General features: G+C 67.2%; 31 protein-coding genes and 1 pseudogene. 15 read left to right on the top strand and 17 right to left on the bottom strand.

What is annotated here, in order from left to right:
- Positions 1 to 47 precede the first annotated feature (47 nt).
- Both BSG17_RS04860 and BSG17_RS26755 read left to right on the top strand, forming a co-directional pair.
- The gene (locus BSG17_RS04860; RefSeq protein WP_170864709.1) at positions 48 to 251 is read left to right on the top strand and encodes a hypothetical protein; all 204 of its coding nucleotides are present in this window, start codon (positions 48 to 50) and stop codon (positions 249 to 251) included.
- Positions 252 to 315: 64 nt separating this feature from the next.
- Positions 316 to 474, top strand: coding sequence for a hypothetical protein (locus BSG17_RS26755; protein WP_170864708.1), 159 nt, complete (start codon positions 316 to 318; stop codon positions 472 to 474).
- Between the two features lie 28 nt (positions 475 to 502).
- On the opposite strand, the gene BSG17_RS04855 is transcribed toward BSG17_RS26755, so the two are convergent.
- From BSG17_RS04855 to BSG17_RS04840, 4 genes are all read right to left on the bottom strand, one after another.
- The gene (locus tag BSG17_RS04855) at positions 503 to 1102 is read right to left on the bottom strand and encodes an NUDIX hydrolase (RefSeq protein WP_089822000.1); all 600 of its coding nucleotides are present in this window, start codon (positions 1100 to 1102) and stop codon (positions 503 to 505) included.
- 5 nt (positions 1103 to 1107) lie between these two features.
- A complete protein-coding gene (locus BSG17_RS04850; RefSeq protein ID WP_089821586.1) occupies positions 1108 to 1623 on the bottom strand; it encodes a DUF7109 family protein in 516 nt (171 codons plus the stop codon).
- Positions 1620 to 2711, bottom strand: coding sequence for a glycosyltransferase family protein (locus BSG17_RS04845; protein WP_089821584.1), 1092 nt, complete (start codon positions 2709 to 2711; stop codon positions 1620 to 1622). The genes BSG17_RS04850 and BSG17_RS04845 overlap by 4 nt, the downstream gene beginning before the upstream one ends.
- A gap of 88 nt (positions 2712 to 2799) precedes the next feature.
- Positions 2800 to 3957, bottom strand: coding sequence for an MFS transporter (locus BSG17_RS04840; RefSeq protein ID WP_170864707.1), 1158 nt, complete (start codon positions 3955 to 3957; stop codon positions 2800 to 2802).
- A 125-nt stretch (positions 3958 to 4082) separates the two neighbouring features.
- On the opposite strand from BSG17_RS04840, the gene BSG17_RS28440 reads away from it, so the two are divergent.
- Positions 4083 to 4253 carry an HVO_0758 family zinc finger protein gene (locus BSG17_RS28440; RefSeq protein WP_342028328.1) on the top strand — a complete coding sequence of 57 codons (171 nt, stop codon included), beginning with the start codon at positions 4083 to 4085 and terminating at the stop codon, positions 4251 to 4253.
- 1 nt (position 4254) lies between these two features.
- Here BSG17_RS28440 and BSG17_RS04835 read toward each other — a convergent pair whose 3' ends face one another.
- The 7 genes and pseudogenes from BSG17_RS04835 to BSG17_RS04810 form a co-directional block, all read right to left on the bottom strand.
- The gene (locus BSG17_RS04835; protein ID WP_089821582.1) at positions 4255 to 5343 is read right to left on the bottom strand and encodes an aldo/keto reductase; all 1089 of its coding nucleotides are present in this window, start codon (positions 5341 to 5343) and stop codon (positions 4255 to 4257) included.
- 96 nt (positions 5344 to 5439) lie between these two features.
- Complete coding sequence (locus BSG17_RS04830; protein ID WP_089821580.1) at positions 5440 to 6618, bottom strand: DHH family phosphoesterase; 1179 nt, start codon at positions 6616 to 6618, stop codon at positions 5440 to 5442.
- Between the two features lie 85 nt (positions 6619 to 6703).
- A complete protein-coding gene (locus BSG17_RS04825; protein WP_089821578.1) occupies positions 6704 to 7603 on the bottom strand; it encodes an SDR family oxidoreductase in 900 nt (299 codons plus the stop codon).
- Positions 7603 to 8034 carry a DUF5791 family protein gene (locus tag BSG17_RS04820; protein ID WP_089821576.1) on the bottom strand — a complete coding sequence of 144 codons (432 nt, stop codon included), beginning with the start codon at positions 8032 to 8034 and terminating at the stop codon, positions 7603 to 7605. Before BSG17_RS04820 ends, BSG17_RS04825 begins: the two co-directional genes overlap by 1 nt.
- 80 nt (positions 8035 to 8114) lie before the next feature.
- Positions 8115 to 8477, bottom strand: coding sequence for a DUF7286 family protein (locus BSG17_RS28900; protein WP_449271713.1), 363 nt, complete (start codon positions 8475 to 8477; stop codon positions 8115 to 8117).
- Positions 8474 to 8875, bottom strand: a pseudogene (locus BSG17_RS28895) (DUF7286 family protein); the annotation flags it as partial. The gene BSG17_RS28900 and the pseudogene BSG17_RS28895, both read right to left, overlap by 4 nt.
- A 79-nt stretch (positions 8876 to 8954) precedes the next feature.
- A complete protein-coding gene (locus BSG17_RS04810; RefSeq protein WP_089821572.1) occupies positions 8955 to 10304 on the bottom strand; it encodes an alkaline phosphatase family protein in 1350 nt (449 codons plus the stop codon).
- Between the two features lie 365 nt (positions 10305 to 10669).
- Between BSG17_RS04810 and BSG17_RS04805 the strand changes: the two genes are divergently transcribed.
- The 3 genes from BSG17_RS04805 to BSG17_RS04795 are packed head-to-tail and all read left to right on the top strand — an operon-like array spanning position 10670 to position 13334.
- Entirely contained in the window at positions 10670 to 11107 is a 438-nt protein-coding gene (locus BSG17_RS04805) for a DUF5788 family protein (RefSeq protein WP_089821571.1), read from the top strand.
- Entirely contained in the window at positions 11104 to 12855 is a 1752-nt protein-coding gene (gene polX, locus BSG17_RS04800; protein WP_089821569.1) for a DNA polymerase/3'-5' exonuclease PolX, read from the top strand. The genes BSG17_RS04805 and polX overlap by 4 nt, the downstream gene beginning before the upstream one ends.
- Positions 12855 to 13334: a Mut7-C RNAse domain-containing protein gene (locus BSG17_RS04795; RefSeq protein WP_089821567.1), complete on the top strand. Its 480-nt coding sequence runs from the start codon at positions 12855 to 12857 to the stop codon at positions 13332 to 13334. Before polX ends, BSG17_RS04795 begins: the two co-directional genes overlap by 1 nt.
- Positions 13335 to 13345: 11 nt before the next feature.
- Here BSG17_RS04795 and BSG17_RS04790 read toward each other — a convergent pair whose 3' ends face one another.
- On the bottom strand, positions 13346 to 14248 hold the full coding sequence (locus BSG17_RS04790; RefSeq protein WP_089821565.1) for a cell division protein CdpA domain-containing protein: 903 nt from the start codon (positions 14246 to 14248) through the stop codon (positions 13346 to 13348).
- Positions 14249 to 14373: 125 nt separating this feature from the next.
- Between BSG17_RS04790 and BSG17_RS04785 the strand changes: the two genes are divergently transcribed.
- On the top strand, positions 14374 to 14661 hold the full coding sequence (locus tag BSG17_RS04785) for a DUF5789 family protein (protein WP_089821564.1): 288 nt from the start codon (positions 14374 to 14376) through the stop codon (positions 14659 to 14661).
- A 95-nt stretch (positions 14662 to 14756) separates the two neighbouring features.
- Positions 14757 to 15206 (top strand): DUF302 domain-containing protein, encoded by a 450-nt coding sequence (locus tag BSG17_RS04780; RefSeq protein ID WP_089821563.1) that lies wholly within the window; start codon positions 14757 to 14759, stop codon positions 15204 to 15206.
- Positions 15207 to 15254: 48 nt separating this feature from the next.
- On the opposite strand, the gene nreA is transcribed toward BSG17_RS04780, so the two are convergent.
- Positions 15255 to 16529, bottom strand: coding sequence for a DNA repair protein NreA (nreA, locus tag BSG17_RS04775; protein ID WP_089821561.1), 1275 nt, complete (start codon positions 16527 to 16529; stop codon positions 15255 to 15257).
- A gap of 219 nt (positions 16530 to 16748) precedes the next feature.
- The gene (locus BSG17_RS04770; RefSeq protein ID WP_089821560.1) at positions 16749 to 17726 is read right to left on the bottom strand and encodes a transcription initiation factor IIB; all 978 of its coding nucleotides are present in this window, start codon (positions 17724 to 17726) and stop codon (positions 16749 to 16751) included.
- 99 nt (positions 17727 to 17825) lie between these two features.
- On the opposite strand from BSG17_RS04770, the gene rnhA reads away from it, so the two are divergent.
- Together rnhA and BSG17_RS04760 are read left to right on the top strand one after the other, a co-directional pair.
- Positions 17826 to 18422: a ribonuclease HI gene (rnhA, locus tag BSG17_RS04765; protein ID WP_089821557.1), complete on the top strand. Its 597-nt coding sequence runs from the start codon at positions 17826 to 17828 to the stop codon at positions 18420 to 18422.
- Positions 18415 to 18981 (top strand): DUF7108 domain-containing protein, encoded by a 567-nt coding sequence (locus BSG17_RS04760; RefSeq protein ID WP_089821555.1) that lies wholly within the window; start codon positions 18415 to 18417, stop codon positions 18979 to 18981. Before rnhA ends, BSG17_RS04760 begins: the two co-directional genes overlap by 8 nt.
- A gap of 15 nt (positions 18982 to 18996) precedes the next feature.
- Here BSG17_RS04760 and BSG17_RS04755 read toward each other — a convergent pair whose 3' ends face one another.
- Positions 18997 to 19356: a PadR family transcriptional regulator gene (locus BSG17_RS04755; RefSeq protein ID WP_089821553.1), complete on the bottom strand. Its 360-nt coding sequence runs from the start codon at positions 19354 to 19356 to the stop codon at positions 18997 to 18999.
- Between the two features lie 323 nt (positions 19357 to 19679).
- Between BSG17_RS04755 and BSG17_RS04750 the strand changes: the two genes are divergently transcribed.
- From BSG17_RS04750 to BSG17_RS04735, 4 genes are all read left to right on the top strand, one after another.
- The gene (locus BSG17_RS04750) at positions 19680 to 20213 is read left to right on the top strand and encodes an inorganic diphosphatase (RefSeq protein ID WP_089821550.1); all 534 of its coding nucleotides are present in this window, start codon (positions 19680 to 19682) and stop codon (positions 20211 to 20213) included.
- Between the two features lie 425 nt (positions 20214 to 20638).
- Positions 20639 to 21544 carry a rhomboid family intramembrane serine protease gene (locus tag BSG17_RS04745; RefSeq protein ID WP_089821548.1) on the top strand — a complete coding sequence of 302 codons (906 nt, stop codon included), beginning with the start codon at positions 20639 to 20641 and terminating at the stop codon, positions 21542 to 21544.
- Positions 21544 to 22338: an endonuclease V gene (locus BSG17_RS04740; RefSeq protein ID WP_089821545.1), complete on the top strand. Its 795-nt coding sequence runs from the start codon at positions 21544 to 21546 to the stop codon at positions 22336 to 22338. The genes BSG17_RS04745 and BSG17_RS04740 overlap by 1 nt, the downstream gene beginning before the upstream one ends.
- A 24-nt stretch (positions 22339 to 22362) precedes the next feature.
- Entirely contained in the window at positions 22363 to 23211 is an 849-nt protein-coding gene (locus BSG17_RS04735) for an SDR family oxidoreductase (protein ID WP_089821542.1), read from the top strand.
- A 3-nt stretch (positions 23212 to 23214) separates the two neighbouring features.
- Here BSG17_RS04735 and BSG17_RS04730 read toward each other — a convergent pair whose 3' ends face one another.
- Together BSG17_RS04730 and BSG17_RS04725 are read right to left on the bottom strand one after the other, a co-directional pair.
- Positions 23215 to 24354: an ArsA family ATPase gene (locus BSG17_RS04730; RefSeq protein ID WP_089821540.1), complete on the bottom strand. Its 1140-nt coding sequence runs from the start codon at positions 24352 to 24354 to the stop codon at positions 23215 to 23217.
- Between the two features lie 58 nt (positions 24355 to 24412).
- The gene (locus BSG17_RS04725; protein ID WP_089821538.1) at positions 24413 to 25510 is read right to left on the bottom strand and encodes a pyridoxal phosphate-dependent aminotransferase; all 1098 of its coding nucleotides are present in this window, start codon (positions 25508 to 25510) and stop codon (positions 24413 to 24415) included.
- A 114-nt stretch (positions 25511 to 25624) separates the two neighbouring features.
- Here BSG17_RS04725 and BSG17_RS04720 point away from each other — a divergent pair, with 114 nt between their 5' ends.
- Positions 25625 to 26146: a CinA family protein gene (locus BSG17_RS04720; protein WP_089821536.1), complete on the top strand. Its 522-nt coding sequence runs from the start codon at positions 25625 to 25627 to the stop codon at positions 26144 to 26146.
- Positions 26147 to 26162 lie beyond the last annotated feature (16 nt).

Raw genomic sequence — 26162 nt, 5'->3', positions numbered from 1 at the left:
TCGCTCCGGCAGAGTCTTTTTGTACGGACAGGTGGTTTTCGGGTGACATGGTCGTCTCCACCGACTCGCTGTGGGAGTACCTCACCGAACTGCTCGAACAGGAGTACCGGGAGGCCGTCGTCTACGTCGACGCCGAACGAGAGGCGGTGCTCCACGAGGGGCCGGCCCGGGTGCTCGCGACGGGGTGGGTCGAACTGCCGAGCGGGCGGCTGTTGTCGCCCGCGGCGGTGCATCACATCGACACGGAGTAAGTGCGTAGCGTTCTCTCCGTGGACGTTATCACTCGCCGACACGTCTCGGTCTGACATCGTCCAGATGTTGACGCTGTGGTTCGCGGTGCTGATATTCCTGCAGACCGGTACCGTCGGATCGAACGTGGCGCTCACGGTCGTCGCGATTTTTGCCATCACGCTCATGTGGCTCGTTCCGCTCTACATCGCCGTCGGCATCGTCCCCGACCTCTGTGCGCGGTGAGCCGTCGAGCGTCCGAAAACGGTCGCTCCTACACCGGGTAGTCCGCGTCGGGGTCGACGACCCGGTCGGCCTCCGGCGGCATCTGCCAGTCGGTGGTCAGTTCCAGTAGCTGCACGAGTATTCTCCCTGTTGCTCCCCAGACGGTGTAGCCGTCGACGTGGAAGAAGTGGAGGCGGATGTCGCCGTAGTGGGGGTGGTCGCGGCGTTCGGACTCGTAGTTGGCCAGATCCGTCAGATCGGCGACCGAGAGCACGATGATCTCGGCCACCTCTCGCTCGTCGGGCGTGAACGCCATGTCCGGCACGCGGCCGACGAACGGGCGCACCGAGTAGTCGGTGATCGTCTCGATGTCGTCGAGGCGGCCGACAACCTGCGCCGACATGGGCGGGAGGCCGATCTCCTCGTCGGCCTCGCGGAGCGCCGTCGCCTGTAGGTCTGCGTCGCTCGGTTCCTCGCCGCCGCCGGGGAAGCTCATTTGCCCGGCGTGTTCGCCGAGGTGGTCCGCGCGCTTCGTGAACAGCAGGTGTGGCTCGCCGCCACGGTCGAGGACGGGCGCGAGGACGGCTGCGCGCCGCGCCGCACCTTCGATGGCGGTGGGTTCGTGGCGGGTCACCCCCGAGAGATCCATACCCATCACTGACGCTCGGCGCTCTTATCTTGCAGGGCTTCGTCCAGCCGCGTTCGGGCGTCGGCGACGTCGACCGGGGCCCACGCCTCGAGGTCGTAGCTGACGTCGAGCAGATGGTCGACGCGCTCGCCGTCTTCGGCGGCCACGGCTCGCGCGGCGTCGCCGAGCAGTCGCTCGTGGACCTGCTCGCCGAGCGTCTCGCGGTCGACCGTGCGACGCTCGACGTCGAGGATGTGCGGGAGGTCCTCGGCGTTCGGCGGTAGGGTCGGAAAGGCGACCGGGCCGACCGTCAGGAACGTCGCGTCGGCGTCGCCACCGCCGTCGATCGCCTCGCCGGCACACTCGACGAGGTAGTACTCCGCGACGGCGTCCTCGACGGCTGCCGACAGCGCCGTCTCGTCGGTCTCTCGCCCCTGCTTGTACGCCAGCTCCACGAGTGCGCGCCGAAGTTCCTCGCGGGTCAGCGCTCCGAAGAGGTCGAGCACGCCCGCCAGTTCGTCGTACGTCTCACGTTCGCTCATCTCGTCTCTTTCAGATCCTCCGTTGCCGCATCGAAGACGGCCTCCGGGGTAAGTGATACGGCATCCCACGCGGGGAGTCGCGTGTCCGTACCGGGCGCGCGGAGCGCCGTCGCGTACGATTCGATCTGCTCCGTCTCGGCGTCGCGGTCGTAGTCGAGGCCGTTGAACGCCGCGTCGACGGCGTACTGCTCGACGGATCGCTCGGCGACCTCGCGGTACTGCTCGGGGAGCGTCGCGTAGTCGACGTCGATACCGTGCTCTTCGAGCGCGCGGAACAGCGTCGCGCCGACGGCGCCGCTCATCTCCGAGAGGCCGGTCGGGCCGCCGACGGAGCGGTGGTCGTGTTCGTACGCGCCGAGGTCGACCTGTGCGCTCCCGTCGAAGCCGACGGCGTCGAACGCGTCACAGAGCGTGCTCACCTCCAACCCCCACGTCCGGGCGACGCGCAGCTGTCGGGCGACGTCGCTCGTCGCCGCGAACTCGCCGGCCAGCGCGTACCGGAAGGCGTCGAGATACCGGAGCAGCGGCGCGTCGTGTTCGTCGAGAAGCGTCCGCACCAAGGGGGCATAGAAGAGCCGGAGCAGCCGCCCGTAGAGCCTGTTGTCCTCGATACGGGCGTAGTAGCCTTTCGAGAACTCGTGGCCGTGCGTCAACGGGAAGAGCAGACGCGGGACGTCCGACCGCGAGTAGGTCTTCGTGTCGGCGTCGTGGACGACGACGTACTCCTCGATCGTCGCGCGGCCGAGCGCCAGCCAGACGTCCCGTCCCTTCCCGCGCTCGCCGTCCAATCCGTGGTCGGCGAGCAGGTCGGCGAGTCGAGGGCCACCGCACCACAGCACCTCCACCGGGAGCTCGAACGAGGTGAGCCAGTCGGCGAACGGGCCGACCTGCTCGGCGGAGGCGCGGAGCGGCACGACGACCCGCGCGGGGTCGACGGCTTCGAGTTCCGAGAGGACCCGCTCGACCGCGAGACCGTCGTACTCTCGCTCCGTCATCGGGACGACGACGGCGGTCCGGTCGGTCGGCGCGTCGGGCGTCGGGTCCCGGAAGTCGTGGAGTGTCGTCACCCGCTCCTGTACGTACTCCATCGCTCGTGACTGCGGACTCCGACGGCAAAAGCCGGCCGGTTACGTCGCGGGACGGCACGGAACGGTGGCGAACGTGAGGTCGGAAGGGTCACGTCGGCAATCGACCCGCCAGCCGGAGTCCGGTGAGCACGACGACCAGCACGCCGAGACCGGTCGCGAAGCCGACGAAGATGGTGTCGTAGGCGACTCCGGCCTCGGCGAGCGTCCCGACGGCGACCGACCCCATCGCCTGAATGATCATCATTCCGCCGCTGTAGACGGCGTAGGCGCTCGCGCGGCTCTCGTCCGGTAGCGTGTCGAGCAGGTAGGTGTCGAGCGCGGGGAAGAGACTGTGGATGACGTAGCCGAGAACTGCGGTGACGGCGACGACCGGGACGACTCCCTCGATGCGGGTCAGTACGAACAGGCAGCCGACGAACGCGGCGACGATGCCGAGCAGGTAGGGGACGTGCGGGAGGCGGTCGGCAAGCCGACCGCTGACGACGAACGCCGGGACGCCCGCGGCGAAGACGACGGTCAGCAGGTTCTTCGCCGTCGTCTCGGCGAGCCCCTTCTGTACCATGTAGAGTTCGTAGAAGTTGAACAGCCCCTGCCAGACGAACCCGGTAAACCCGAGGACTGCGACGCCGAGCAGGATGATGCGCCACTGCTGCCGTGCCGCACCGACGACGTCGCGGTCCGCAGTGCCGGCTGCCGGGAGGTCGGTCCGACGAGCGGTCACGTAGAGCGCGAGTGTGACGAGCGCCGCGGCGACGCCGATGGCGACGAACGCGAGTCGCCAGTCGTAGAGCAGCGCGAGCGTGACGAAGGGAGCGGCGACGACGGCAGCGATCTGGCTGGCCATCCCGTGGATGCCGAGCGTGCGACCGACGCGCTCGGGGTACAGTTCGCTCACGAGCGGGTTGGCGGCGACGAAGTACGCGCCCGACGCCAGCCCCATGAGCAGCGCGCCGACGGCGAGCATCGGCACCGAGTTCGCCCCCGCCGTGAAGGCTGCCGCAGCCGTGAGGACGACGCCCGTCCCGAGGACGACTCTGTGGCGGGCGACGCGGGTGAGCAGCCACCCCGTCGGCACGCGGAGCGCCGCGCTTCCGACCCAGACCAGCGTCGCGACCAGCCCCGCCGTCCCCTCACCCATCGAGAAGACCGAGATGAGTTCCTTCAGAAGCGGTGCGAAGACGACGCGAGCGAGGTTCACCAGGAAGACGAGCGAGCAGAGCGTTCCGAACAGCCGGCCACGGGACACGCAGAGCGGTTCCACGTCCCCCGTGTCAAACGTTCCGGAACCGACGCAGTCGTCGAATACGTATCGGGCGGGGAGACTTTCACCACCGGAGAGCTTTTGCTCTCGGCTCCGAAACGCGGGGCACGATAAAATCGACTCGCAAGGGGCTTCGAGAGGGCGAACTCGCCAAGGACACCTACGACCGACTGAACTGCGCCGACTGCGACGAGACGCTCAAGAAGCGAAACGACCCCGACGAAGTGTTCTCGGTGCGGACCTGCCCCGACTGCGGCTCCGAGTGGAAGGAACTCCGATAGCTCACTCGAAGACGGCGTCGAACGCCTGTGCTCCGAGCGGGTCAAACGTGCCGGCCGCGACGTTCTCGGCCAGATGGCTCTGACGGCTGGTCCCGACCAGCGCACAGGTGACCCCCGGGGCGCTCCGCGCGAAGTTGATCGCTCGTTGGACCGTCGAATCACCCGCGAGCTCTGCGGCTATCGCCTCCGGCAACTCCCGAGCGAGCTCGCCCTGTGCGATGCTCGCGCTCGTGAACACCGACAGCCCCTGGTCGTGGGCGTACTCCAGTGCGCTCGCCGGACCGTCGTCGGTCGGATGCGACCGGACGGTGAACGCGTCGGCCATCACGACGTTGAACGGGAGCTGGATCGCCGTCAGCCCCGACTCCTCGTTGCCGGCCGCCTCGGCCGCCGCCTCCGCGCGGGCGACGACCTCCGGGAGCGAGAGATACTGCTCGTGGTCCTCGGGGACGCGGAAGGCGTTCCACGAGGCGACGCCGTAGCCGCCGATATCGCCCTCCGTCCGTCGCTTCTCCAGCCGGGTGAACGCCGCCTCCAGCTGGTCGTAAACGGCCTCGCGCGAGCGAACCGCCAGCTGCGTCTCGGGGTTGTGGACGTAGTAGCAGTCGACCGCGTCGAGATCGAGGTTGTCGAGCGACCGGTCGAGCAGTTCGTCGAGCACGTCGGGCGCGATGCAGTGGCTCCCGTGTGCGAGGTCGTCGGTGTCGACGAGGCCGGTGTCGACGAACCGCTCTTGGACGTACCGACCGGGGTTATCGGGCCGTGAACCGTCGAACGGGAGGAACCCGCCCTTCGTGGCGACGACGACCTCCGAACGCTCGACGTCGGCGTCGCGCAGCGCGCGGCCGACGACGCGTTCGCTGCGCTGACAGCGGTAGTTGATCGCCGTGTCGACGATGTTGACGCCGCTCTCGAACGCCGTCACGAGCGCGTCGTGGTAGTGGTCGTCGACGGCGGCGGTCGGGTCGCCGAGGTAAGTGCCGACGCCGACGCTTGAGACCACGCCGGGACCGAACCGCCGGAAGTAGGTGCGCCCGAAACTGTCGCCGAAGCGGTCGCGGTAGCTCCAGGTTCCCTGATGAGTCGCCATGGGCGACGTACGGACGGTGCGTTGAAATGCCCCTCGTTCCCTTCGCTTCGGCGGGACGGTCCGGTTCTGCTCGCGCCCGCCGCCGTCGGCCCTCGCTCAGATGTCGCCGGACATCGACCGGAACAGGCGGTCGATCAGTTCCGGTCGCCCCACCGACTCGGGCAGTTCCTCGCCGCCGTTCGGGAGGGCGACGCGCTCTCGGATCTGTCCGCCGCCCATCCGGGCGTGTCCACCGGCCGAAGAGTTCGGGACGTCCTCGACGGCGGCCTCCAGCGCCCGTCCCATGTGGACCCGGTCGTCCCGCGAGCGCCCCGAGAGGTAGATCGTCCCCTCGCGCTCGCCGCAGACGACGACGGCGGTGACGCCTTCCAGTTGGATGAGCTCGTCGGCGGCCTGCGGGATGGCGTCGACGTTCGACAGTTGGCCGACGTCGCTCACGGCGAACGACCCCTGGATCTGGCGGCCGGCGATGGCGCGGGCCTTGATCTCGAGCACCTCGGCGCTCACCTGCGGGTTGGCGATACGGTCGAGCAGGTCCTCGTCGACGCCGGTCGAGAGATAGGAACACGCGTGAAAATCAGCCGCCGAACCGCCCGCAGTCAGATGTTTGGTATCTGCGAGGATACCGTAGAGCAACCCTGTCGCGACCGTCGACGGCAGGGTGTAGTCGGCATCGATCTCGCTCGCGTGCTGGTCCGGCGGGACGGGCTTGGCGCCGATGTCCTGGAAGTACTCCGCGACGATACTCGAACACGCCCCGTAGTCGGTTCGGACGTCCGTGTACTCCTCGCCCGCTCCCTCGCCGGGGTGGTGGTCGACGACGGCGAAGGGGAGGACGGCACTCGCCCCGGCGAACCCTCGAGGCGTGTTGTGGTCGACGAGAGCGACGTGCTCGGCGGCGAGATCCGAGACGTGGTCGATACAGTCGAGATCCAGATCGAGGACGGTTCGGAACGCCCGATTCTCCTGGTGGCGGATCTGTCCGGTGAACTGGAGGCTGCTCTCGGTTCCGATCTGTTCGGCGAGACAGGCGACGCCGACGGCCGCCGCCATCGCGTCGGGGTCGGGGTTCGGATGCATCAGGACAGTGAGTTCCTCCCGACTCGCCAGCGTCTCGCAGAATCGCGACCCCATCGGCCGCCGGAGACGATAGAGGGCGTGGAGACCGAACGTGAGCGTCAGCAGTCCGACGACCAGCGCGACGACTACCGTCGAGTTCGCGAGCACGGCCGACTCGATCTGCTCGAGTAGCCCCGGGTCGACGGGTACAGCCATACACCCCCTGTTTGGGCCGACTGGCAAGAATGTTCCCCATATTTTATCGTGGCGTTCGAAGCAGGAAACGAGGAGAACGCGCCGTTCACGCAGAGCGTCCGTCTCGATACGCTTCGACGGCGGCGCGGTACCCCTCCCGGTAGGTCGGATACCGGAGGTCGTAGCCGAGATCGCGGAGATGAGCGTTCGAGCACCGTTTGCTCGTCAGGATCCGCCGTCGGGCGGCCTCCGAGAGGTCGCCCTCGCCCAGCCGCTCCTGCTTGGTCCGCTTCGGCGGGGACGGACGCCCACACTGCTCGGCCAGCCAGTCGGCGAACGTCCACTTGTCGGCGGGTTCGTCGTCGACGACGAGCACCACTTCGTCGCGCGCGAGGTCCGACTCGAGGAGGTACGCCACTGCCCCGGCGGCGTCGTCGCGGTGGACCATGTTCAGATACCCCTCGGTGACGGGGCCCTCCAGATACCGGTCGAGGCGGTACCGACCGGGACCGTACAGCCCGGCGAAGCGGGCGACCGTCCCGTCGATCCCGTGGTCGGCGGCGGCCTCGCGGGCCACGTGCTCGGCCTCCGCGAGGACGCGCGTCTTCTCCGTCGTGGGGTCGAGCGGCGTCGACTCGTCGACGAACTCGCCGTCGTGGTCGCCGTAGACGCCCGTACTCGACGTGTAAACCAGTCGGTCAGGGGGATCCTCACGGGCCGCGAACTGTTGGATGGCCGTCCGAAGCCCGTCGACGAACACGCGCTCGGCGGCGTCTGCGCCGCGACCGCCCGAACTCGCCGCGAAGACGAGCCAGTCGACGTCCGGCACCGCCGACAGCGACCCGGCGTCGGTGACGTCGGCGCGCACCGCCTCGAATCCGGCGTCTTCGACGGCCGTGAGTCCCTCGTCGGAGCGGCGGACGCCGACGACGTCGTGGCCCGCCGCCGTCAGTTGGCGGCCGAGTTCGAGCCCGACGTAGCCACAGCCGAGGATGGCGACGCGCATTATCGGTCCTTGCGCTCGGCGATCAGCCGATGGATCGCGGCGAACTCCGTGAGCGTCATCGGTGTCCGTCCCTCGATGGCCTGCTGGACCTCCTGTCCCGTCAGGTCGACGTCGATGTTCGCAGCGATGGTGTCGACGTCGAGGACGGCTGTCGTCATTCCCATCAGGAGATGGTCGCGGACCTCGAGGACGATACCGCGCTGGTCGGGGTAGTTCGGCGAGACGGCGAGGACGGCGGCCGCCTCCTCGAGCGTGAGGTCGGCGACGTCGCCGGCGACGACAGCGTCGACCGTCTCGCGGTCGAGGTCGGTCTCCGCGACGACCGTGTCGGCTCCGACGTCGTCGACGACGGCCTGAAGTTCGGTCGCGTACGTCGTCAACAGCTCGTCGGTCGAGAGCGTCTCGGGTTCGTCGGCTGCGTCGTAGAGCATCGTTTCTCTCTCGCGCCCCTGCGGGCAAAACGGTTGTCACCTGCTGTCGCCCTCGTCGACGGCGTCTCCGACCATCGCCGTCAGTCGGCTCGACAGTCGTTGGCGGCCGCCGGCGCCGACGTCGTCGGCGTCGTCGGCGGTGCCGACGCAGCATCCCCGACGCAACCCGGTCCGTCGGCCCACCCCGCCGACCGCTCGTCGACGTTGCCGTCGACGTCGCCGATCCACTGCCCGCCAGGAATCGCGGTGACGGCGACGGCCGTCGTCTCGAACGAGAGCCGTTCGCTCCGGCCCAGCCGTTCCGTCTCGCCGTCTCCGTCGACGTCGAGCGCGACGGGCGACCCGTCGCGGACGTACTGGAGCGTCGCCCGCTCCCGTCGGAGGGGCCACTGTACGCTCGGACCGTGAAGCGCAGGTACTCGCCGCGGACCGTGACGTGCCAGACGTTGGCCGTCGCATACCAGTAGCCGGGGACGGGCGCAACTGGGACCCCGGCGGGGACGCCCTCGACCGTCTCGTTGAGCACGCGCCGGGCGGCCCGCTTGCCTGCGCGCTCCGAGAGACGCTCGGCACCGTCCGTGACGTACTTCTCCACCGTCGCGTCGGCGTACTCGCGGACGAACTGAGCTGTCGCGTTCGCCTCCCCCTGTGGCACCTTCGTCTCGCTCCCCTGCGTCGCCCGGCCGACGTCGACGCGGAGACGGGTCCCGAGTCGGTCTGCCTCCCGGGCGCCGAGGTCGGCGCGAGCGCGGACCTCGGCGGTGAACGCGGGGTTCGACGTCGTCGACGAGTAGGACGTCCCCGACGAACCGGAACAGTCCAGGTGGGAAGCACCCTTCATCGCTGCGCTACTCACGGGGTGAGACGCGCCTCTCCGGTGTTCTCGACGAGAAGATCGGAAGAGAAGACAGGTTCGTCAGTTACCGCGACAGCAGACAGCCGCCGTCGAACTCAGAGCGCTGGTACTCGACCTCCATCAGGTCGAGGACGGTCGGCGCGATGTCGAACAGGTCGGCGTCTTCGATGCTCGCCTCGGGGTCGTCGACGTAGAGCGAGGCGTTGTCGAAACTGTGCATCCCGTTGCGCGGACCGGTGCCGAAGACGTCGTCGTGGCCCTTGAAGCCGGCCTTCAGGTCGAAGCCGTGGTTCGGGATGACGACGAGGTCCGGGGCGATGTCGTCGTGCTCGCCGCGGAACGCCTCCTCCTTCTCGACGACGCGGGCGGCCACCTTGTTGCCGTCGGGGCCTTCGAGGTTCTCGAGCGCCTCCTTGAGCTCGGCGCGCTTCGCTTCGTAGTCGTCTTCTGCGACGGAGCCGCGGGGTTCGCGGCCTTCGAGGTTGAGGTAGAACCGCCCGGGGATGAGCGAGTAGGCGTCCGTCTCGTCGGCGATGTCGCCGAGTTCCGAGTGGTCGTCGCTCTCGTAGGAGAGCCACCCCTCCTGCTCGAGCCAGGTGTTGAAGTGAACCTCGTAGTCCAGCGAGGTGAACCCGTGGTCGGAGGCGACGACGAGGGTGACGTCCTCCGGGAGCATGTCGCGGATCTTCCCGACGTACTCGTCGACCTTGCGGTAGAACTCCATGAACGCCTCCTTGTTCTCGCCGTCGCGTTCGTAGTCCTTGAACAGGAAGTGGTTGACCCGGTCGGTCGTCATGAAGACGCCGAAGAAGAGGTCCCAGTCGTCCTCCTGGATGTAGTGTTCGAACGCCTCGAAGCGCTTGTCGAGCGTGTCGTGAGCGTCCTCGACGAAGTCGGACTTGTCGTCTTTGTGTCCGAGTTTGGCGTTGACGTCGATCTTGTAGTCGATCTCTTGGAGGTAGTCTCGGAACTCGTCGGGGTAGGCGGCCTTGTCAACGCCCGGCGAGAGGAACCCCGAGACCATCCGCTGGACGTTGCGCTGCGGCGGGAACGTGACGGGGACGTTCATCACCGTCGCGTTCATGCCGGCCTCGCCGACGCGGTCCCAGAGCCGTTTGGCCTGGACGTCCCGCCCCATCGGGACGTACGTGTCGTAGCTGCCGACCTCTCGGTCCTGGAAGCCGTAGACGCCGGTCTCACCGGGGTTGACGCCCGTGGTGAGCGCGGGCCAGCAGGCGCTGGACTCCGGCGGGACGATGCTGTCGATGGCGCCGGCGCTCCCCTCCTCGGCGAGGGCGGCGAAGTTGGGGAACTCGTCGCGGTGCTCGTCGAGGAGGCTGAACGGCACCCCGTCGATGCCGATGAAGGCGACGCGCGGGTTGTCGTTGCCGCGCAGTCGGTCGAACAATCCCATAGGTCCGCTTACCCTCGAAGGCCATAAAGAACCTTCCATAGATGCCGCTTCTGTCGGTGTCTGTGACGGCGGACCGCCGTGTTTGGGTTTTCGACGGGCGGTCATGAGGCGGGAAACAGGTGGGTCAGACGAGGTAGCGAGTCCACGCGCCACGGCGCGAGCGGAGAGCGAAGCGCTCCTCGGCTCACGGGCACAGCCCGTGAACGCCCGAAGTGGGGAAGGGTAGGCGCGATGCTGAGCGGTGCGGTCCTCGGCGCCCTTGCGGAGCAGTAGTCTTCTTAGCGTCTCTCGTACTCTCGGCTGAAACGTCCCGTTCGTCTCGTAGCGGCGAAGGAGCAAAGTGCGAACCACGCCAACACCGTCTCGTGAAAGAGTTCCAGCGGAAGCAGCTCCTGGAGCGCGTCAACCGGGAGGGGGCGACCATCGGGGCGACCATCCCCGACGAGATCGAGGTCCAGGGGGAGACTCTCGATCTCCAGGAGTTCGTCTTCGAGATCAAACGCCGCGACACCATCCCGTCGGGCGAGCGCGACCGCGTCGACCGGGCGAAGCGGAACCTCCGCCGGGAACGTATCGAACGCCTCGAGAAGATCGAGGACGACGAGGTGAGCTACGAGGAGGGCGAGCGGTTGGTCGAGAGCATCATCGGCATCGACCGGGCGCTGAACGCGCTCGAACAGCTCGAACCCGTCGACCTCGAACAGGAGGCGCAGGTCCAAGAGGCGGCCGACAAGAAACGGTGGATGAACTTCCTGAACAAGGCGCTCGGCCGCGACAGCGACAACAAGGGGATCCGCCGATGAGCCGGAGTCGAAACGACGAGATCGCGACGCTGCTCGAGGAGTTCGCCGACCTCCTCGATGCGAAACGCGTCGAGTACAAACCCCGGTCCTACCGCCGAGCGGCGGAGAACGTCCGCGAGTACCCCCAGCCCATTGAGGAGCTCGCCGCCGAGGGACAGGACGCCGTCGAGGAGATCCAGGGCGTCGGCGACGCCATCTCCAGTAAGATCGTCGAGTACTTCGAAACCGGCGAGATCGAGGAGCTCGAAGCGTTGCGCGAGGACCTTCCAGTCGACATGCGCGAACTGACCAGCGTCGAGGGCGTCGGTCCGAAGACGGTCGGCGACCTCTACGAGGCGCTGGGGATCACGACGCTCGACGAACTCGAAGAGGCCGCCAGAGCGAGTGAGATTCAGGAAGTGAAAGGGTACGGTGCGAAGACCGAGGAGAACATCCTCGAGAACATCCCCTTCGCCCGCGAGTCACAGGAGCGCGAACTGCTCGGCGACGCCCGCCCGCTGGCCGACTCGGTGCTCGACTTCCTCGACAGTGTCGACGCCGTCGAACGCGCCGACGTCGCGGGGTCGATCCGCCGGTGGAAGGAGACGATCGGCGACGTGGACGTGCTCGTCGCAAGCGATGCAGGCGAGTCGGTGGTCGACGCCTTCACCGACTGGCCCGGGGCCGACTCGGTCATCGAAGCCGGCACCGGGAAGGCGAGCGTCCGCGCCGACGGGATCAGAGTCGACCTCCGAGTCGTCGTCCCTGCAGAGTTCGGGTCGGCGCTCCAGTACTTCACGGGGAGCAAAGAGCACAACGTCCACCTCCGGAACGTCGCCATCGAGCGCGACCTGAAGATGAACGAGTACGGCGTCTTCGACGTCTCGGACGTCGAGGACACGAGCGACCAGCGTGCCGGACGGCGCGTCGGCGGCGAGACCGAGGCGGAGATGTACGCCGCGCTCGATCTCCCCCTCATCTCGCCGGAGTTGCGGGAGGACACGGGCGAGATCGAGGCCGCCGCGGACGACGAACTCCCCGACCTGCTGGAACCCAACGCCATCCGCGGCGACCTCCACACGCACACCGACTGGTCCGACGGCGACAACACCATCGCCGAGATGGTCGCCGGGGCGGCGGAACGAGGCTACGAGTACCACGTCGTCTCGGACCACGCGACCGGACCCGGGATGGTCGGCGGCGTCGGCCTCGACGACGACGAGTTGCGGGAACAGATAGACGCCGTCGCCGACGTCGCCGCCGGGGCCGACATCGAAGTGCTCCACGGCGTCGAGGCCAACGTCGACGCCGAGGGCGGCATCTCCGTCGCCGACGACCTCCTAGACCAACTCGACGTCGTCGTCGCCTCGCCGCACAGCGCACTCGGACAGGACCGCGAGACGGCGACCGAACGCCTCGTCCGCGCCATCGAACACCCGTCGGTCGACGTGCTCGGCCACCCGACGGGACGACTCATCCACACCCGACCCGGACTCGAACTCGACTACGAACGCGTCGCCGAGGCGGCCGTCGAACACGGGACGGCGCTGGAGGTCAACGCCAACCCGCACCGACTCGACCTGAACGACGCCGGTGTCCGGGCGGCCGTCGAGGCGGGCGCGACTATCGCCGTCGACACCGACGCTCACTCCCCCGCTACGCTCGACTACATGCGGTACGGCGTCCACACCGCTCGGCGCGGCTGGGCCGAAGAAACGGACGTGTTGAACACGCGGGGCGTCGAGGGGCTCCGCGCGTTCCTCCACTGATGATCTGTCCGGACGACGACCGACCGCGACTTCTCCTCGACGTGATGCTCGGCAAACTCGCGACGTACCTTCGGATGTGTGGTTACGACGCGGCGTACGCGCTGGACCGAGGCGTCGAGGACGACGATGCCGTCCTCGATCTCGCTGCGTCGGAGTCGCGAGTGCTCCTCACCCGCGACCGCCAGTTGGCGAGCCGGGCGACCGAGTCGGTGCTCCTCGCCGAGCGCGACGTCGAAGACCAACTCCGTGAACTCCACTCCGGGGGATTCACGCTCTCACTCGAGAACGGTCCGAAGTTCTGTGGGCGGTGTAACGGCCGAGTCGACCCGGTCGGCGACACGGGCGCCGTCGACGCCGACGAACCGCCTCCCGACTACGTCCCCGCCGACACGCCACTCTGGCAGTGTCGTGAGTGTGGGCAGTACTTCTGGAGAGGAAGCCACTGGGACGACGTCGAAGCGCGGTTGAACGAGTTGTAGACGGGCGGTGGTTAGTTCTGCGGAGTCCACTCCCGACAGGCGGTCATGTCGTCCATCGCCTCGCCGTGGTAGCCGCAGTAGGGGACCATCCCGTCGTCGGTGCGGACGTACTGGAAGTGTGCACAGCTACCGCAGTAGGCGTCGCCGCGACTCGGTTCGTCTCGAGATGCGGCAGGCGAGTCGGTCAGCACTTCGGCACCGTCGGTGTTCGAGGGTTCCGGCGTCGTCTCTCCCGCCGACGACGACGCGTCTGTCGGCGAGCGGACGCCGGTGTCCGCCGCGCCGCCGTCGCTAACAGTCGTGTTTCGTCCGTTCGTCTGCGTCTCGACGTTCCCGTCGGGCGTGTCGCCGAGGAGGCCGACGCCGCCGAACGAACGGGCCTGTGCGGCGGGCACCTCGATGACTCGTGTCTCGCCCTGCCGAGTCACCTCCATCTTCACCGTGCCGCCGGGGTCGTTTCGCGTCTTGAAGTTCGCGACGCCGGCGAACAGACACCAGAACGTGGTGATAGTGCCGAGGAAGTAGACGCCGACCGTCGGGAGGGTGAGGTCGGTGTGAGTCCCGCGACAGACGGCCCCGATCCAGCCGCAGGGGTAGGCGTGCCAGAAGAGCGCGACGCCGAGAAGAGAGATACTCGCACCCACGACGGCCGCAGCGCGCGTCTTCCGCGCCGCCGGGAGGACGGTGAACACGCCCAGCAACACCGCGGGGACGCCGACGCCCGCGAAGACGCCGCCGTACAGGCGGGCGGTGACGAACCCACCGCTCTCCGGTCGGAGGACGTTCGTCGTCGTGACGACGATGCCCGCGATGACGAGGAGCGCACCGACGAGAAACAGCGTCACGCCGAGGTAGAGCCGACGGGGGGTACTCTGCCCCGCCGCGCTAGTGTACGCCTCGGAGAGACTAGTCATGGCGGCGAGTATGTAATCACACCACAAAAACGATGCGTCAGACACACGCATGACGGGCCACGACCGTCTCTCGGTACCGACGTCGGTCCGAAGGGATTAATGTCGGCGCTCGCAAATCGACGGATATGGCTGACGAGGAAGCGGAAGACGAGGCTCCTGCCGTCGAACTCGGTGAAGGCGAGACCGTCGAGGGCGCGCCGCTGGCGCAGGTCGCCTCCCGACTCACGTGGCCCCAGGAGAAGAGCTTGATCGAACGGAAGGAGGGCGACGCAGTCGTACGGACCCCCGACGGCCCACAGACGCTCTCGGACGTCCTCACGAAGATCGACGTGACCTACTTCGATACCCGACAGTCGTTCGTCGAGGCCGTCCACGGCGTCGTCGGCGCCGGCCCCGTCGAGACCGAGAACTAGCGACGATCCCGTTCTTTGCGGCAGGTCTCTCTCCAGTGGTGCGGAGCACACACCTCCCCGGTAGCTTTTCCGCCCCTGCAGCCGAACGGACAGCTATGGCGCTGCCTATCGACCCGACGGTACTCGAAAGTGAAGACATCGGCGAGGAGCGTGCGACGCTGCAGATGGAGCACGAGGAGGCCATCGAACACGTCCGCGAGGCGTTCACCGACGCCGGGTTCGGCGTCGCCACCGAGTTCTCTCCCTCGGAACTGCTCAACGAGAAGGTCGACGCCGGTCGCGACCCCTACTACGTCCTCGGCGCGTGCAACCCCGACATGGCCGACCAGGTGCTCACCGCCTCGGACAACAGGATGGGCGCGCTGTTCCCGTGTAACGTCGTCATCTGGGAGGAGGAGCCGGGCGTCCAGACCGTCTACCACGTGAGCATCATGCGCATCGGTCGCCTCGTCGGTCTCGCACCCGACGACGACGAGATGACCGAGATCGTCGCGCAGACCGGCGAACTCGTCGACGAGGCGTTCGCGAACCTCGACAATAAGTAGCGAACACGAACGGACGACGGCGCGATTCGACGGTTCCGTTCTGTGCGCTCAGACGAAGTCCGTGAGATTCGCCTGGAGCCCGGACACCATCGTTGACTTCCGTCGTAGGCCCGCCAGCGACACGGGCAGCTGCGTCGTCACTTCGCGGACGGCGTCGCCGAACGTCTCCGCCTCGCCGTGGTCGCCGTCGAACGCGTGACGGACCGCCTCGCGGACCTGCCAGACGCCGACCGGCCCCCAGTAGTCGTCAGAGACGTGTCGCAACACGAGCACCTTCGCCTGTCGGCCCATCTCCGAAAGTTGTTCGAGCGCAGCCAACCGGGAGGCGTAGTAGGCGCCGGCGGTCTCCTCAACGTAGCTCGTCCGGCCCTCGAACCCTTCGCGGTCGCTCGCGAGCCACAGTCTCTCTCCGTCGGGGTTCCAGATGCTCCCGGGTGCCTTCATCTCGACGAGTTCGAACTCCCAGCGACCGGGGGCGACGACGACCCAGAAGGCGTTGCCGAGATACTCGTTGCGCCAGACCTGCACGGTGTCGACGCTCGGTGCGTCCCTGATCGTTCCGCGGAGATATTGGCCGACGGTGTCGTCGACGGCGGTGATCGACCACCGCGTCGGCACGAGTCGTCGATGCTCGGCCTGTCCCAGCGCGCCCGCCGAGAGGATCGTGTTGATGTCGTAGACGTCGAACCCGCGACGGTAGAGGTAGTTCATCGCCCCCTGTGCCTGCCAGTCGTCGTCCTCGAGCGTCTTCTTCACCGCCTTCGGAACGTGTGGGTTCTCGCCGAGGTCCGCAGAGCGCGCCCGCGCTCGGGGGCCGGTCGGCGTGGCGACGTCCGTCCGCGAGACGTCGAAGTCGAGCTCCGGGCTGCCCTCGAGACCGATCTCGACGCTCACCGGGCGGTCGGCGATGGCGACCTCCCGTTGGGTGCCGACGAACCCGTCCCACGCGTCGTGGACGTTCGCCTCGTGACCGAGGTCGACGCTGGCCGACCGGTTGGAGTTGAGCAGGCTCGTCCGCCGCTGGAACACGTCGTCGATGCTGACGCCCTCCTCGTACCAGGCAGCGCTCGTCTCGAAGCGGGCGGCGTCGTCCTCGTGACCGACCGGCGAGAGGATCCCCGTCGAGACGTTCGGGTAGTTCGACCGTCCGACGAAGATAGAGGGCGAGACGCTACCGACGACGGCGTCGTCCTGCACGGCGTCGTCGAAGCGGTGCTGGAACGCTTCGAGTTCGTCGAGGATCGCGTAGGATTTCTCCTTCGCGAGGTGTCGTCGGTCGGCCGCCTCGTCGGCCTCCATCTCGATGTAGTCGTCGAGCCGCATTCGACCGCATTAACGGCTCTGTCGACATGAAGCTTCGGAGATGGGAGTTCGGAAAGCGAACAGGCGACACGCCGTCGGGATCACGGGCCGGTGTGTCGCACTATCGCTGCCGGCCCGTGGGTCGGAGTCAGTGCATAAATTCTGGTGGTCACCTTCCCGGAGAAAAAGGTTCGGCGGTGGCGACGGGTGAGGAGGCCGACGAGCGCGTGGTCGCCCCGCTCAGCCGTGGATGCCCATCGCTTCGATCTGTTCCTGATAGCGGTTGCGGATCGTGACCTCGGTGACCTGCGACACCTCGGCGACCTCGCGTTGCGTCTTCTTCTCGTTGCAGAGCAGCGAGGCGGCGTAGATGGCGGCGGCGGCGAACCCGGTCGGCGACTTCCCCGACAGCAGTCCCTTCTCGGCAGTCGTCTCGATGATCTCGTTGGCCTTCGACTGCACCTCCTTGCTGAGGTCGAGTTCGCTCGCGAACCGCGGCACGTACTTCGTCGGGTCGACGGGTTCGAGTTCGAGCCCGAGTTCCTGGGAGACGTAGCGATACGTCCGGCCGATCTCCTTGCGATCGACCCGTGAGACCTCCGAGATCTCCTCCAGCGAACGTGGCAGCCCCTCCTGTCGGCAGGCGGCGTAGAGCGCGCTCGTGGCGACGCCCTCGATGGAGCGCCCGCGGATGAGGTCCTCGCTCAGTGCGCGGCGGTAGATGACCGACGCCACCTCCCGGACTGACCGCGGCACGCCGAGCGCGGAGGCCATCCGGTCGATCTCGCTCAGCGCGAACTGGAGGTTCCGCTCGCCGGCGTCTTTCGTCCGGATGCGCTCCTGCCACTTCCGCAGCCGGTGCATCTGGGAGCGCTTCTCCGAGGAGAGCGACCGCCCGTAGGCGTCTTTGTCCTGCCAGTCGATCTGGGTGGTCAACCCCTTGTCGTGCATCGTCTTCGTCGTCGGCGCGCCGACCCGGGACTTCGACTGTCGTTCCGAGTGGTTGAACGCGCGCCACTCCGGCCCTCGGTCGATCTGATCCTCTTCGACGATGAGCCCGGTCTCCTCGTGGATCAGCTCCCCATCGGCCGTCCGAACGAGATCCTCGGGGTCGAGGTCGTCGGGGTCGAGGTCGACCGTCTCGTCCGCGGTGGTTTCGTCGCCCTGCCACGTCCGCTGCCGGTCGGTGTGCTCCCGTTGGCGGGTGGGGCGTGTCATCGCATTTTTATGTTCTTAAGACGAGAAAATATAACTCTGGGGCCGATCGTGGTTCGACGGAACGAACCGGCTTTACGTCTCCCGTCGGTCGGTTCCGATATGCCGACTATCGAGTGTGACACGGACGAGGCGCGCGAGGCGCTCCGTGCCGCCGGGGTGGAGATTCGGCCCGGGAACACCGACCACGAGGAGTGGCGTGCCGAACGCGGGGACGCGATCGCCGTCGCCTACGACGGGAAAGTCGTGGTTCAGGGAGGCGATCCGACCGGCATCACACTGTTGCTGCAGGAGGGGTCGGCCACACGGGGACACGTCTACTTCGACGGGGCCAGTCGTGGCAACCCGGGGCCGGCGGCCATCGGGTGGGCGATCGTCACGAGCGACGGCATCGTCGCCGAGGGGTCCGAACGCATCGGTCGGACAACGAACAACCGCGCCGAGTACGCGGCGCTCGTCCGGGCACTGGAGGCGGCCAGCGAGTACGGGCTGAAGGAGGTCGACCTCCGCGGCGACTCCCAACTCGTGGTCAAACAGGTCCGCGGCGAGTGGAACACGAACGACCCCGACCTCCGGGAGCGGCGCGTCGAGGTTCGCGAACTGCTGACCGAGTTCGACCGCTGGTCTATCGCCCACGTTCCGCGAGAGATAAACGAGCGCGCCGACACCCTAGCGAACGAGGCACTCGACAATGAGTGAGCACGACCTCCCCGACGACGTCGTCGACGAGGCAGAGCGACTGACGCGACTCGCACGCAACGCAGTCGACGACGACGAGGCGACCGCCTACGAGAACCACCGCGAGGACCTGCTCTCGGAGCACGAGTTCACCGCGCGGATCCGCGAGGAGGACGACGTGCTCGTCCTCCACCCCGACGAGTGGGTCGAAGACGGGACGATCCGCGTCGAACGCATCGGCGACACGGACCGTGCGGTCGAGATCCCGCTCTCCGCACCGGGCGACGAGGACGACTGGGAGGCGGTGGAGGCACACAACGCCGCCCTCGTCGAGTCGGTCGCCGACGCACACGGTCCGGTCCACGCCGCGAACTGTCGGGCGTTCGTGGACTTTCTGGGGAACCACTACGTCCGCCGCGTCGAGGACGCGACCGCTGCCGAAGTCGACGTGTTCCTCTCCGAGTACTACCCGCGGAACGCGTGGCCGAGCGACGACCAGCGCGACGTGGTAGAGCAGTCGCTGGAGCTACTGTTCGAGGCGGTCGGCGCGGACGTGCCCGGTCGTCCGCGCAGAAAGTGATCGACTGTTCGACCCTTACAGGCGCGTGTCGACGAGGTCGCGGACTTCTTCGCCGCGCGTCTCGTCCGTGACGAACTTCGACAGCATCCAGTTGAGCCGGTCGAGGACGGCGTCGTGGCCCTCTTCGGTCAGCTCGTACTGGTTCGTCCGCTTGTCGAGTTCGCTCTTCTCGACGAGATCCATCTCGACGAGGTCGTCGAGGTTGGGGTACAGTCGCCCGTGGTTGACCTCGGTCCCGTAGTAGCTCTCGAGGTTCCGCTTGATCGCGAGCCCGTACATCGGTTCCTCCGAGAGGATCACGAGGATGTTCTGTTGGAACGCGGTCAGGTCGCGTGCAATGCCTGCTTCGTCGTCAATTGTTTGTGCCTCTGACATAGTTGTTGAAATGTCTCCGTGCTATTTAACCCTTCTCAACTTTCTATTTGTTTCCGGGTTTTACACGGATATTTCGGCGTCGTCTCAACCTGCGAGACATCTGCCGCCGCGACGAAAACTGCCCGTTCTCACCGGTCAGTTCCGGTCTTCCGAGTCGCTTGCGTAGCCGACGTACCGCCGTGGTATTCTTCACGTGCCGGTCGCAGATGCTGTTGAGATTCGCACGCGAATAGTCGACCCCCCAACAAATGAACTTTTTGGCATGGGGAGGATCGCAGGCGATGCCGAAAACCCTTTGCACCGTTTCGGAGAACTACGAACGCATGACGAACCTCTGGGAAGACCTGGAAACCGGCCCGAACCCGCCGGAGACCATCTACGCGGTCGTCGAATGTCTCAAAGGCGAACGGAACAAATACGAGTACGACAAGGACATCCCCGGCGTCGTCCTCGACCGGGTCCTTCACAGCAACGTTCACTACCCCTCCGACTACGGGTTCATCCCACAGTCGTACTACGACGACGGAGACCCCTTCGACGTGCTCGTGCTCGTCGAGGACCAGACCTTCCCCGGCTGTGTCATCGAAGCACGTCCGGTCGCGCTCATGAAGATGGACGACGACGGCGAGCAGGACGACAAGGTCATCGCCGTCCCGACCGAAGACCCCCGGTTCGCCCACATCGGCGACCTCGAAGACATCCCCCAGCAGCGACTCAACGAGATCGACGAGTTCTTCAAGACCTACAAGAACCTCGAGAAGGGCAAAGAGGTCGAGACGCTCGGGTGGGAGGACAAGCAGGCGGCGATGGACGCCATCGAACACGCCCAGGACCTCTACGACGAACAGTTCGACTGAGCGTTCTACGCGACCTCGCGGATCTTCTCCCGACGCCGATCGTCCGACAGCGACGGCGCTCATACCTCCCACGTATCAGCGGCCGGTCCGCCGATGATTTATGCGCATGGGTAATTATTTGGGGGGTGGAGCCGTACGACTACTCGATGGCAGCGAAACACCCGCGGCTCGGTCTGAACCACCTCACGGTCGTCCCGGCCAACTTCGAGAAAGGGACCGAAGACGCCGACGTCACGGACGAGACGGTCGACGAGTAGTCCGTTCGTCCGCCGACGAGTAGTCTTCGCCACGCGGGATCGGGGGGAGCGGCAATCGGTCCCTACCAGTCGTCACCCCGTCTCGACCGTGGAAACGGCCAGCCGTTTGCGTGTTCTGGACACACCGGAGCCAAACCCCTTTTACCGACTGGCTACTACCCTGCGGTAATGGCCGAATGCGACGAGTGCGGCAGGTACGAGAACCTACCGTACCAGTGTCGACGTTGTGGGCAGACGTTCTGTGCGGAGCATCGACTCCCGGAGAATCACACCTGTCCCGGCTTGTCGGAGTGGGACGACCCGAGCGGCGTCTTCGACAGCGGGTTCGACGACAGCGTGGACAACAGAGGCGGGCAGTCAAGCGGTATCATCGAGCGTGCGACGAGTACGGGCGGGTTCTTCGGCTACTTCCGCGGGAACCTGACCTACCTCTTCCTCGGACTGATGTGGGTGACGTTCCTCGCGCAGGTGGTCTTGGGGGAGCTGTTGGGACTGCCGCGGCTGTCGGCGTCGCTGTTCGTCCTCCGGTCGACGCACGTCGAGTACGTCTGGACGTGGGTCACCTCCGTCTTCGCTCACGGCGGGTTCCAGCACATCGCGTTCAACTCCATCGCGCTGTACTTCTTCGGTCCGCCGGTCGAACAGCGACTCCGCTCGAAGAAGTACGCGGCGTTGTTCCTCGGCGGCGGCATCCTCGCCGGACTCGCCCAGATCGGGTTCAGTTTCGCCCTCGGTGACCCCATCACCGGCGTCGTCGGTGCCAGCGGGGCCATCATGGCGATCATGGGTGTGCTCACCGTCCTGAACCCGAATCTGAAGGTGTATCTGTACTTCGTCATTCCGATGCCGCTGTGGGTACTCACCTTCGGCTTCGCGGCGCTGAGCCTCGTCGCCGGCTTCGGGACGCTGAACGGCGGTGGCGGCTTCCTCGGCGGCAACATCGCCCACATCGCCCACCTCGCCGGACTCGTCATCGGGCTCGTCTACGGTTCACAGATCAAGGGTAACCAGCGTGCGCCACAGTCGCTCCGCTTCGGCGGCGGTGGCGGCGGACCGGGGCGCGGCCGGTTCTGATGCGGCCGGCCCGCCCGGAGTTCGTCCCCGACGCCTCACTCTCCCGCGAGGAGATGGAGACGCTCCAGCACGAGGTCGCCGCCGCCGCGACGTTCGACGACGACCTCTCGTTCGACCCCGCGAACGTCTCGCTGGCGTCGTCGTCGCTCGTCCCCGACGAGCGGCGGCCGCTCGTCGCCGGCGTCGACCAGGCGTTCCTCGACGACCACGCGGTGAGCGCCATCGTCGTCCTCCGCGGCGGCGAGGTGGTCGAGCGCGCACACGCGGTGACAGAGCTGTCGATCCCGTACGTTCCCGGACTGCTCTCCTTTCGCGAAGGCGGTCCCATCCTCGACGCCTTCGCCGAGTTGGAGTGTGACCCCGACCTCGTGCTGTTCGACGGGAGCGGCCGCATCCACTTCCGACAGGCCGGACTGGCGACCCACATGGGCGTCACACTCGACGTGCCCGCCGTCGGCGTCGCCAAGAGCCTCCTCTGTGGTCGCCCCCGCGAGTCGGTCGACGAACGCCCCGAGGGCTGGCGGACGCCCATCGAGGCGGCCGACGGCGTCGAACCCCGCGACGTCGACGCCGACGACACCGAGGAGTTCGCCGACACCGTCGTCGGCTACGCCTATCAGTCCCGGCAGTACCCCAACTCGAAGCAGATCAACCCGCTCTACGTCAGCCCCGGCCACCGCGTCTCCGCGGAGACGACGGTCGACCTCGTCGAACGGCTCGGGGGCGAGTACAAACTCCCGGAGCCGACGCGACTGGCCGACGCCTACGCGGACGACTGCAAGAGGGAGTATTAACTTCCCACCGTTCGTCTCGCCGATGTGAAACCCGACACCGTACTCATCACCGGCTGTTCGTCCGGTATCGGCCGTGCGACGGCTCGTGCTTTCCTCGCCGAGGACTGGAAGGTCTACGCGACCGCACGGAACCCGGCCGACATCGAGACGCTCGGCGACGAGGGCTGTGAGCTCGCGACGCTCGACGTCACGGACCAGGGCGACGTCGACCGTGTCGTCGACCGCATAGTCGAGGAGGACGGTCACATCCAGTGTCTCGTCAACAACGCCGGCTTCGGCCAACTCGGTCCGATCGAGGACGTGCCGACCGAGCAGGTCCACCGGCAGTTCGACGTCAACGTCTACGGCCCGCACCGACTCACCCGCGCCGTGCTCCCCCACATGCGCGAGCAGGGCGACGGAACGATCGTCAACGTCTCCAGCGTCATCGGTCGGATCTCCATCCCGGGGATGGGCGTCTACGCGGGGTCGAAGTTCGCCGTCGAGGCGATGACCGACGCGCTCCGCGGCGAGGTCGAAGAGTACGGTATCGACGCGGTGCTCGTCGAACCCGGCCCGGTCGACACGCGGTTCCAGAACCGCGTCGACGACGAGGTCAACGGCGACGACGAGAAGGAGATCCAGGGTATCGAACGTTCCGGGGCCTACGAGTCGTTCTACAAGGCGTTCTCGGACACGCAGGCGCTCGGCGGCGGCGGTCCCGGCGCCGTCGCACCGGAGCGCGTCGCCGAGGACATCGTCAACGCGGCGAGCGCGACGAAACCGGCGGCCCGCTACCCGGTCGGGACGCTCGCACAGATCGGCGTGCTCGCCCGGTTCCTCCCGGACGGCGTCCGCGACAAACTCGTCGGCCTGATGGACAAACTGGCTTAGTCGTCAGTCGAGACAGGCGGCGACCACGCGAAGCGCCGCTTCCCCCTGTACCTCGTCGGCGAGCAGCGGGACGCGCTTGACGTCGCGGCCGCGGAACAGCTCCATCGACTGCTGCAGTGCGTCCTGTTGGACCTGCCACCGACGCTGACAGAACTCACACTCCTCGAGGTTGGGCGAGACCACCCACTCGGGGTCGACGTCGGCGACGTCGTCGAGATTCTCCATCACCCGGTTGACGACGAGCGTCTGCACCGGAATCTCGAACTCGCCGAGGCGGGAGACGAGGCGTTCGGACTCGACGACACTCATCTCCTCGGGGATCATCACGACCCGGAAGTCCGTCTTCTCGGGGTCCTGCAGCACGCTCCGGAGACGCTCGATACGCTCCTGGAGCTCGTCGAGGTCGCCCATCCCGGGCGCGTCGTCGGACCCGCCGCCGAACATCCCCTTGACGCCCTCCATCATCCCACTGAACTGCTGGCGGAGCTTCATCATCCGACCGACCATCGAGTCCATCATCTCCGGCAGTTGGAGCAGTCGCAGCGTGTGGCCCGTCGGCGCGGTGTCGACGACGACCCGGTCGAACCGCGGGTCGTCGAGATACTCGAGCAGTTGGCGCATCGCGGCGGCCTCGTCGGCACCGGGCATCGTCCCGCCCATCATCGGGTTCATCCCACCCTCCTCGCCGAACATCTCTCCCATCTGCCCCATCCCGCCGAGGGGGTTCTCGCCGCCCATCTCCTCGTTATCCTGCCCGAACAGCCCGTCGTCCATCGCCTCGTCGGGGTCGATCTCGGCGGCGTAGAGCGGCATGTCCTCCCGGATCTGGGTCGGACGGGGCGGCACCATCGCCTCTAGCGTGTCCGAAAGCGAGTGAGCGGGGTCCGTCGAGACGACGAGCGTCGAGACGCCGCCGGCCGCGCTCGCCAGCGCCGTCGCCGCGGCCATCGTCGTCTTGCCGACGCCGCCCTTCCCACCGTAGAGAACGTACTCCGGTGCGTCGACGCCTTCCGGCAGTCGCTCGCCCTCCGTCGCCTGCACCTCGACCTCGGTGGATCCGTCGCGTTCGTGCGTCTCGGACCCGGCCGACTCGTCAGACTCGTCTTCGACCGAATCGACGGCTTCGACGTCGATGTTTGACATACCGGGAGGTGGACGCCGACGACTTGTGTACTTCTCGGTACAGAAGTCATCAACCGGATTAGAAGTAGTCGGCCAGTCGCGCCGCCGCCTCCTCCGCCCTCGGTGTCACGAGCGCGAACCGGATCCACTCCTCGCGGGACTCGCCGAACGCCTCACCGGGCATCCCCGCGACGCCCGCTTCGTCGATGAGCGTGTAGACGTTGTCGAGCGTACCGGGGAACTCCTCGAACCGCGCCATCACGTAGAACGCGCCGTCGGGGCGAGAGTACTCCGCGCCCGCCGCGTCGAGCGCGTCGGTGAACGCGTCGATGCGCGCTCTGAGCATCTCGCGGGTCTCCTCGTAGTAGTCGGCGTGCGTGTTCCGCAGCGCGTGGAGCACCGCCTGCTGGGCGGGACGGCTGGTGGCGACGTTGACGAGCATGTGGCGGGTCTTGGCGGCCTGGACGAGCGACTCCGGGAAGACGGCGTAGCCGACGCGGTAGCCCGTGATCGCCATCGACTTCGAGTAGGCGGTCGTGACGATCCGGTGGTCGCTGTCGATGGTGAGCGCGCTCTCGAAGCGGCCGGAGAAGTCGAAGTGGTCGTACACCTCGTCGGCGACGAGCAACGCGTCGTGTTTCTCGGCGATTTCGACCAGTTCTTCCATCGTCTCGCGGCCGTAGACGGCTCCGGTCGGGTTGTTCGGCGTGTTGACGACGATGCAGGCGGTGTCGTCGCCGGCGACGTCGCGAACCTTCGCCGGGTCGAGCGAGCCGTCGCGTTCGGTCGGGACGAGTTTCGATCGGCCGCCGAGCAACGTCGTCTTGCCGGGGTAGTAGGGGTAGACCGGGTCGGTGAGGATCACTTCGTCGCCGGCGTCTCGCTCCAGCGCACGAGCCATCGCGAGATAGTTCGCCTCGCCCGCGCCGTTGGTGACGACCACCTGCTCGACGTCGACGTTGCGGCGTTCGGCGATCTCCTCGCGGAGTTCCCGGAGGCCCTCGCTGGGCGGATACTGGAACTCGTCGGTCGAAGCGTCGGCGTACTCCCGGAGCCCCTCCCGGAGCGCCGCGGGCGGTTCCCAGTCGGGGTTGCCGCTCACCATGTCGACGACGTCGCGGTCGGCGTCGGCTGCGTACTGCATCACCCGGAAGAACAGTGGCTCGTCGTACTCCATGCTCGTGTGCTTTCGCCGGGGTGACGTGTGTCTTTCGTCCTCGTGTCACCGGCCGCACGAGTCGCGTGCGTGGAACTCACTCACCTTCTTGACCCCTCTCCCCCAACCCCGACCATGACACCCCTCGACGACGGCAGAGCCGTCTCCGAACAGTTAGGTGAGACACTCCGGAGCGGTGATGCAACTATCGCCGCCGCCGAGTCCTGCACAGGCGGGCTCGTCGGCTCGCTTCTCACCGACGTCGCCGGCTCCTCGGACTACTTCGACCGCTCGCTGGTCACCTACTCCTACGACGCCAAACGCGCGCAACTCGCCGTCTCCCGCGAGGCGCTGGACGACCACGGCGCGGTCAGCGAACCCGTCGCCCGCGAGATGGCCCAGGGAGTCAGAGACGTCGCCGACACGACGTGGGGCGTCGCGACGACGGGCATCGCCGGGCCGACCGGCGGAACGCCCGAGAAGCCAGTCGGAACCGTCTACGTCGGCGTCGCCTACGCCGGCGAGTGGGGGTCCGGCGAGTCGTTCTCGACGGTCGAGCGCCACCAGTTCGACGGGTCGCGGACCGAAATCAAAGCGAAGATCGCGAGGCAGGCGCTGGAGGACGTGATGGAGGCAGTCGATGAGCGACGGAAGTGACCGTCCGAGCGGTCGC

It is taken from the genome of Halogranum amylolyticum (genome assembly GCF_900110465.1).
Classification (GTDB): Archaea; Halobacteriota; Halobacteria; order Halobacteriales; family Haloferacaceae; genus Halogranum; species Halogranum amylolyticum.
The sequence above is the reverse complement of the archived record's forward strand: the minus strand, read 5'-3'. Positions and strand labels throughout refer to the sequence as shown.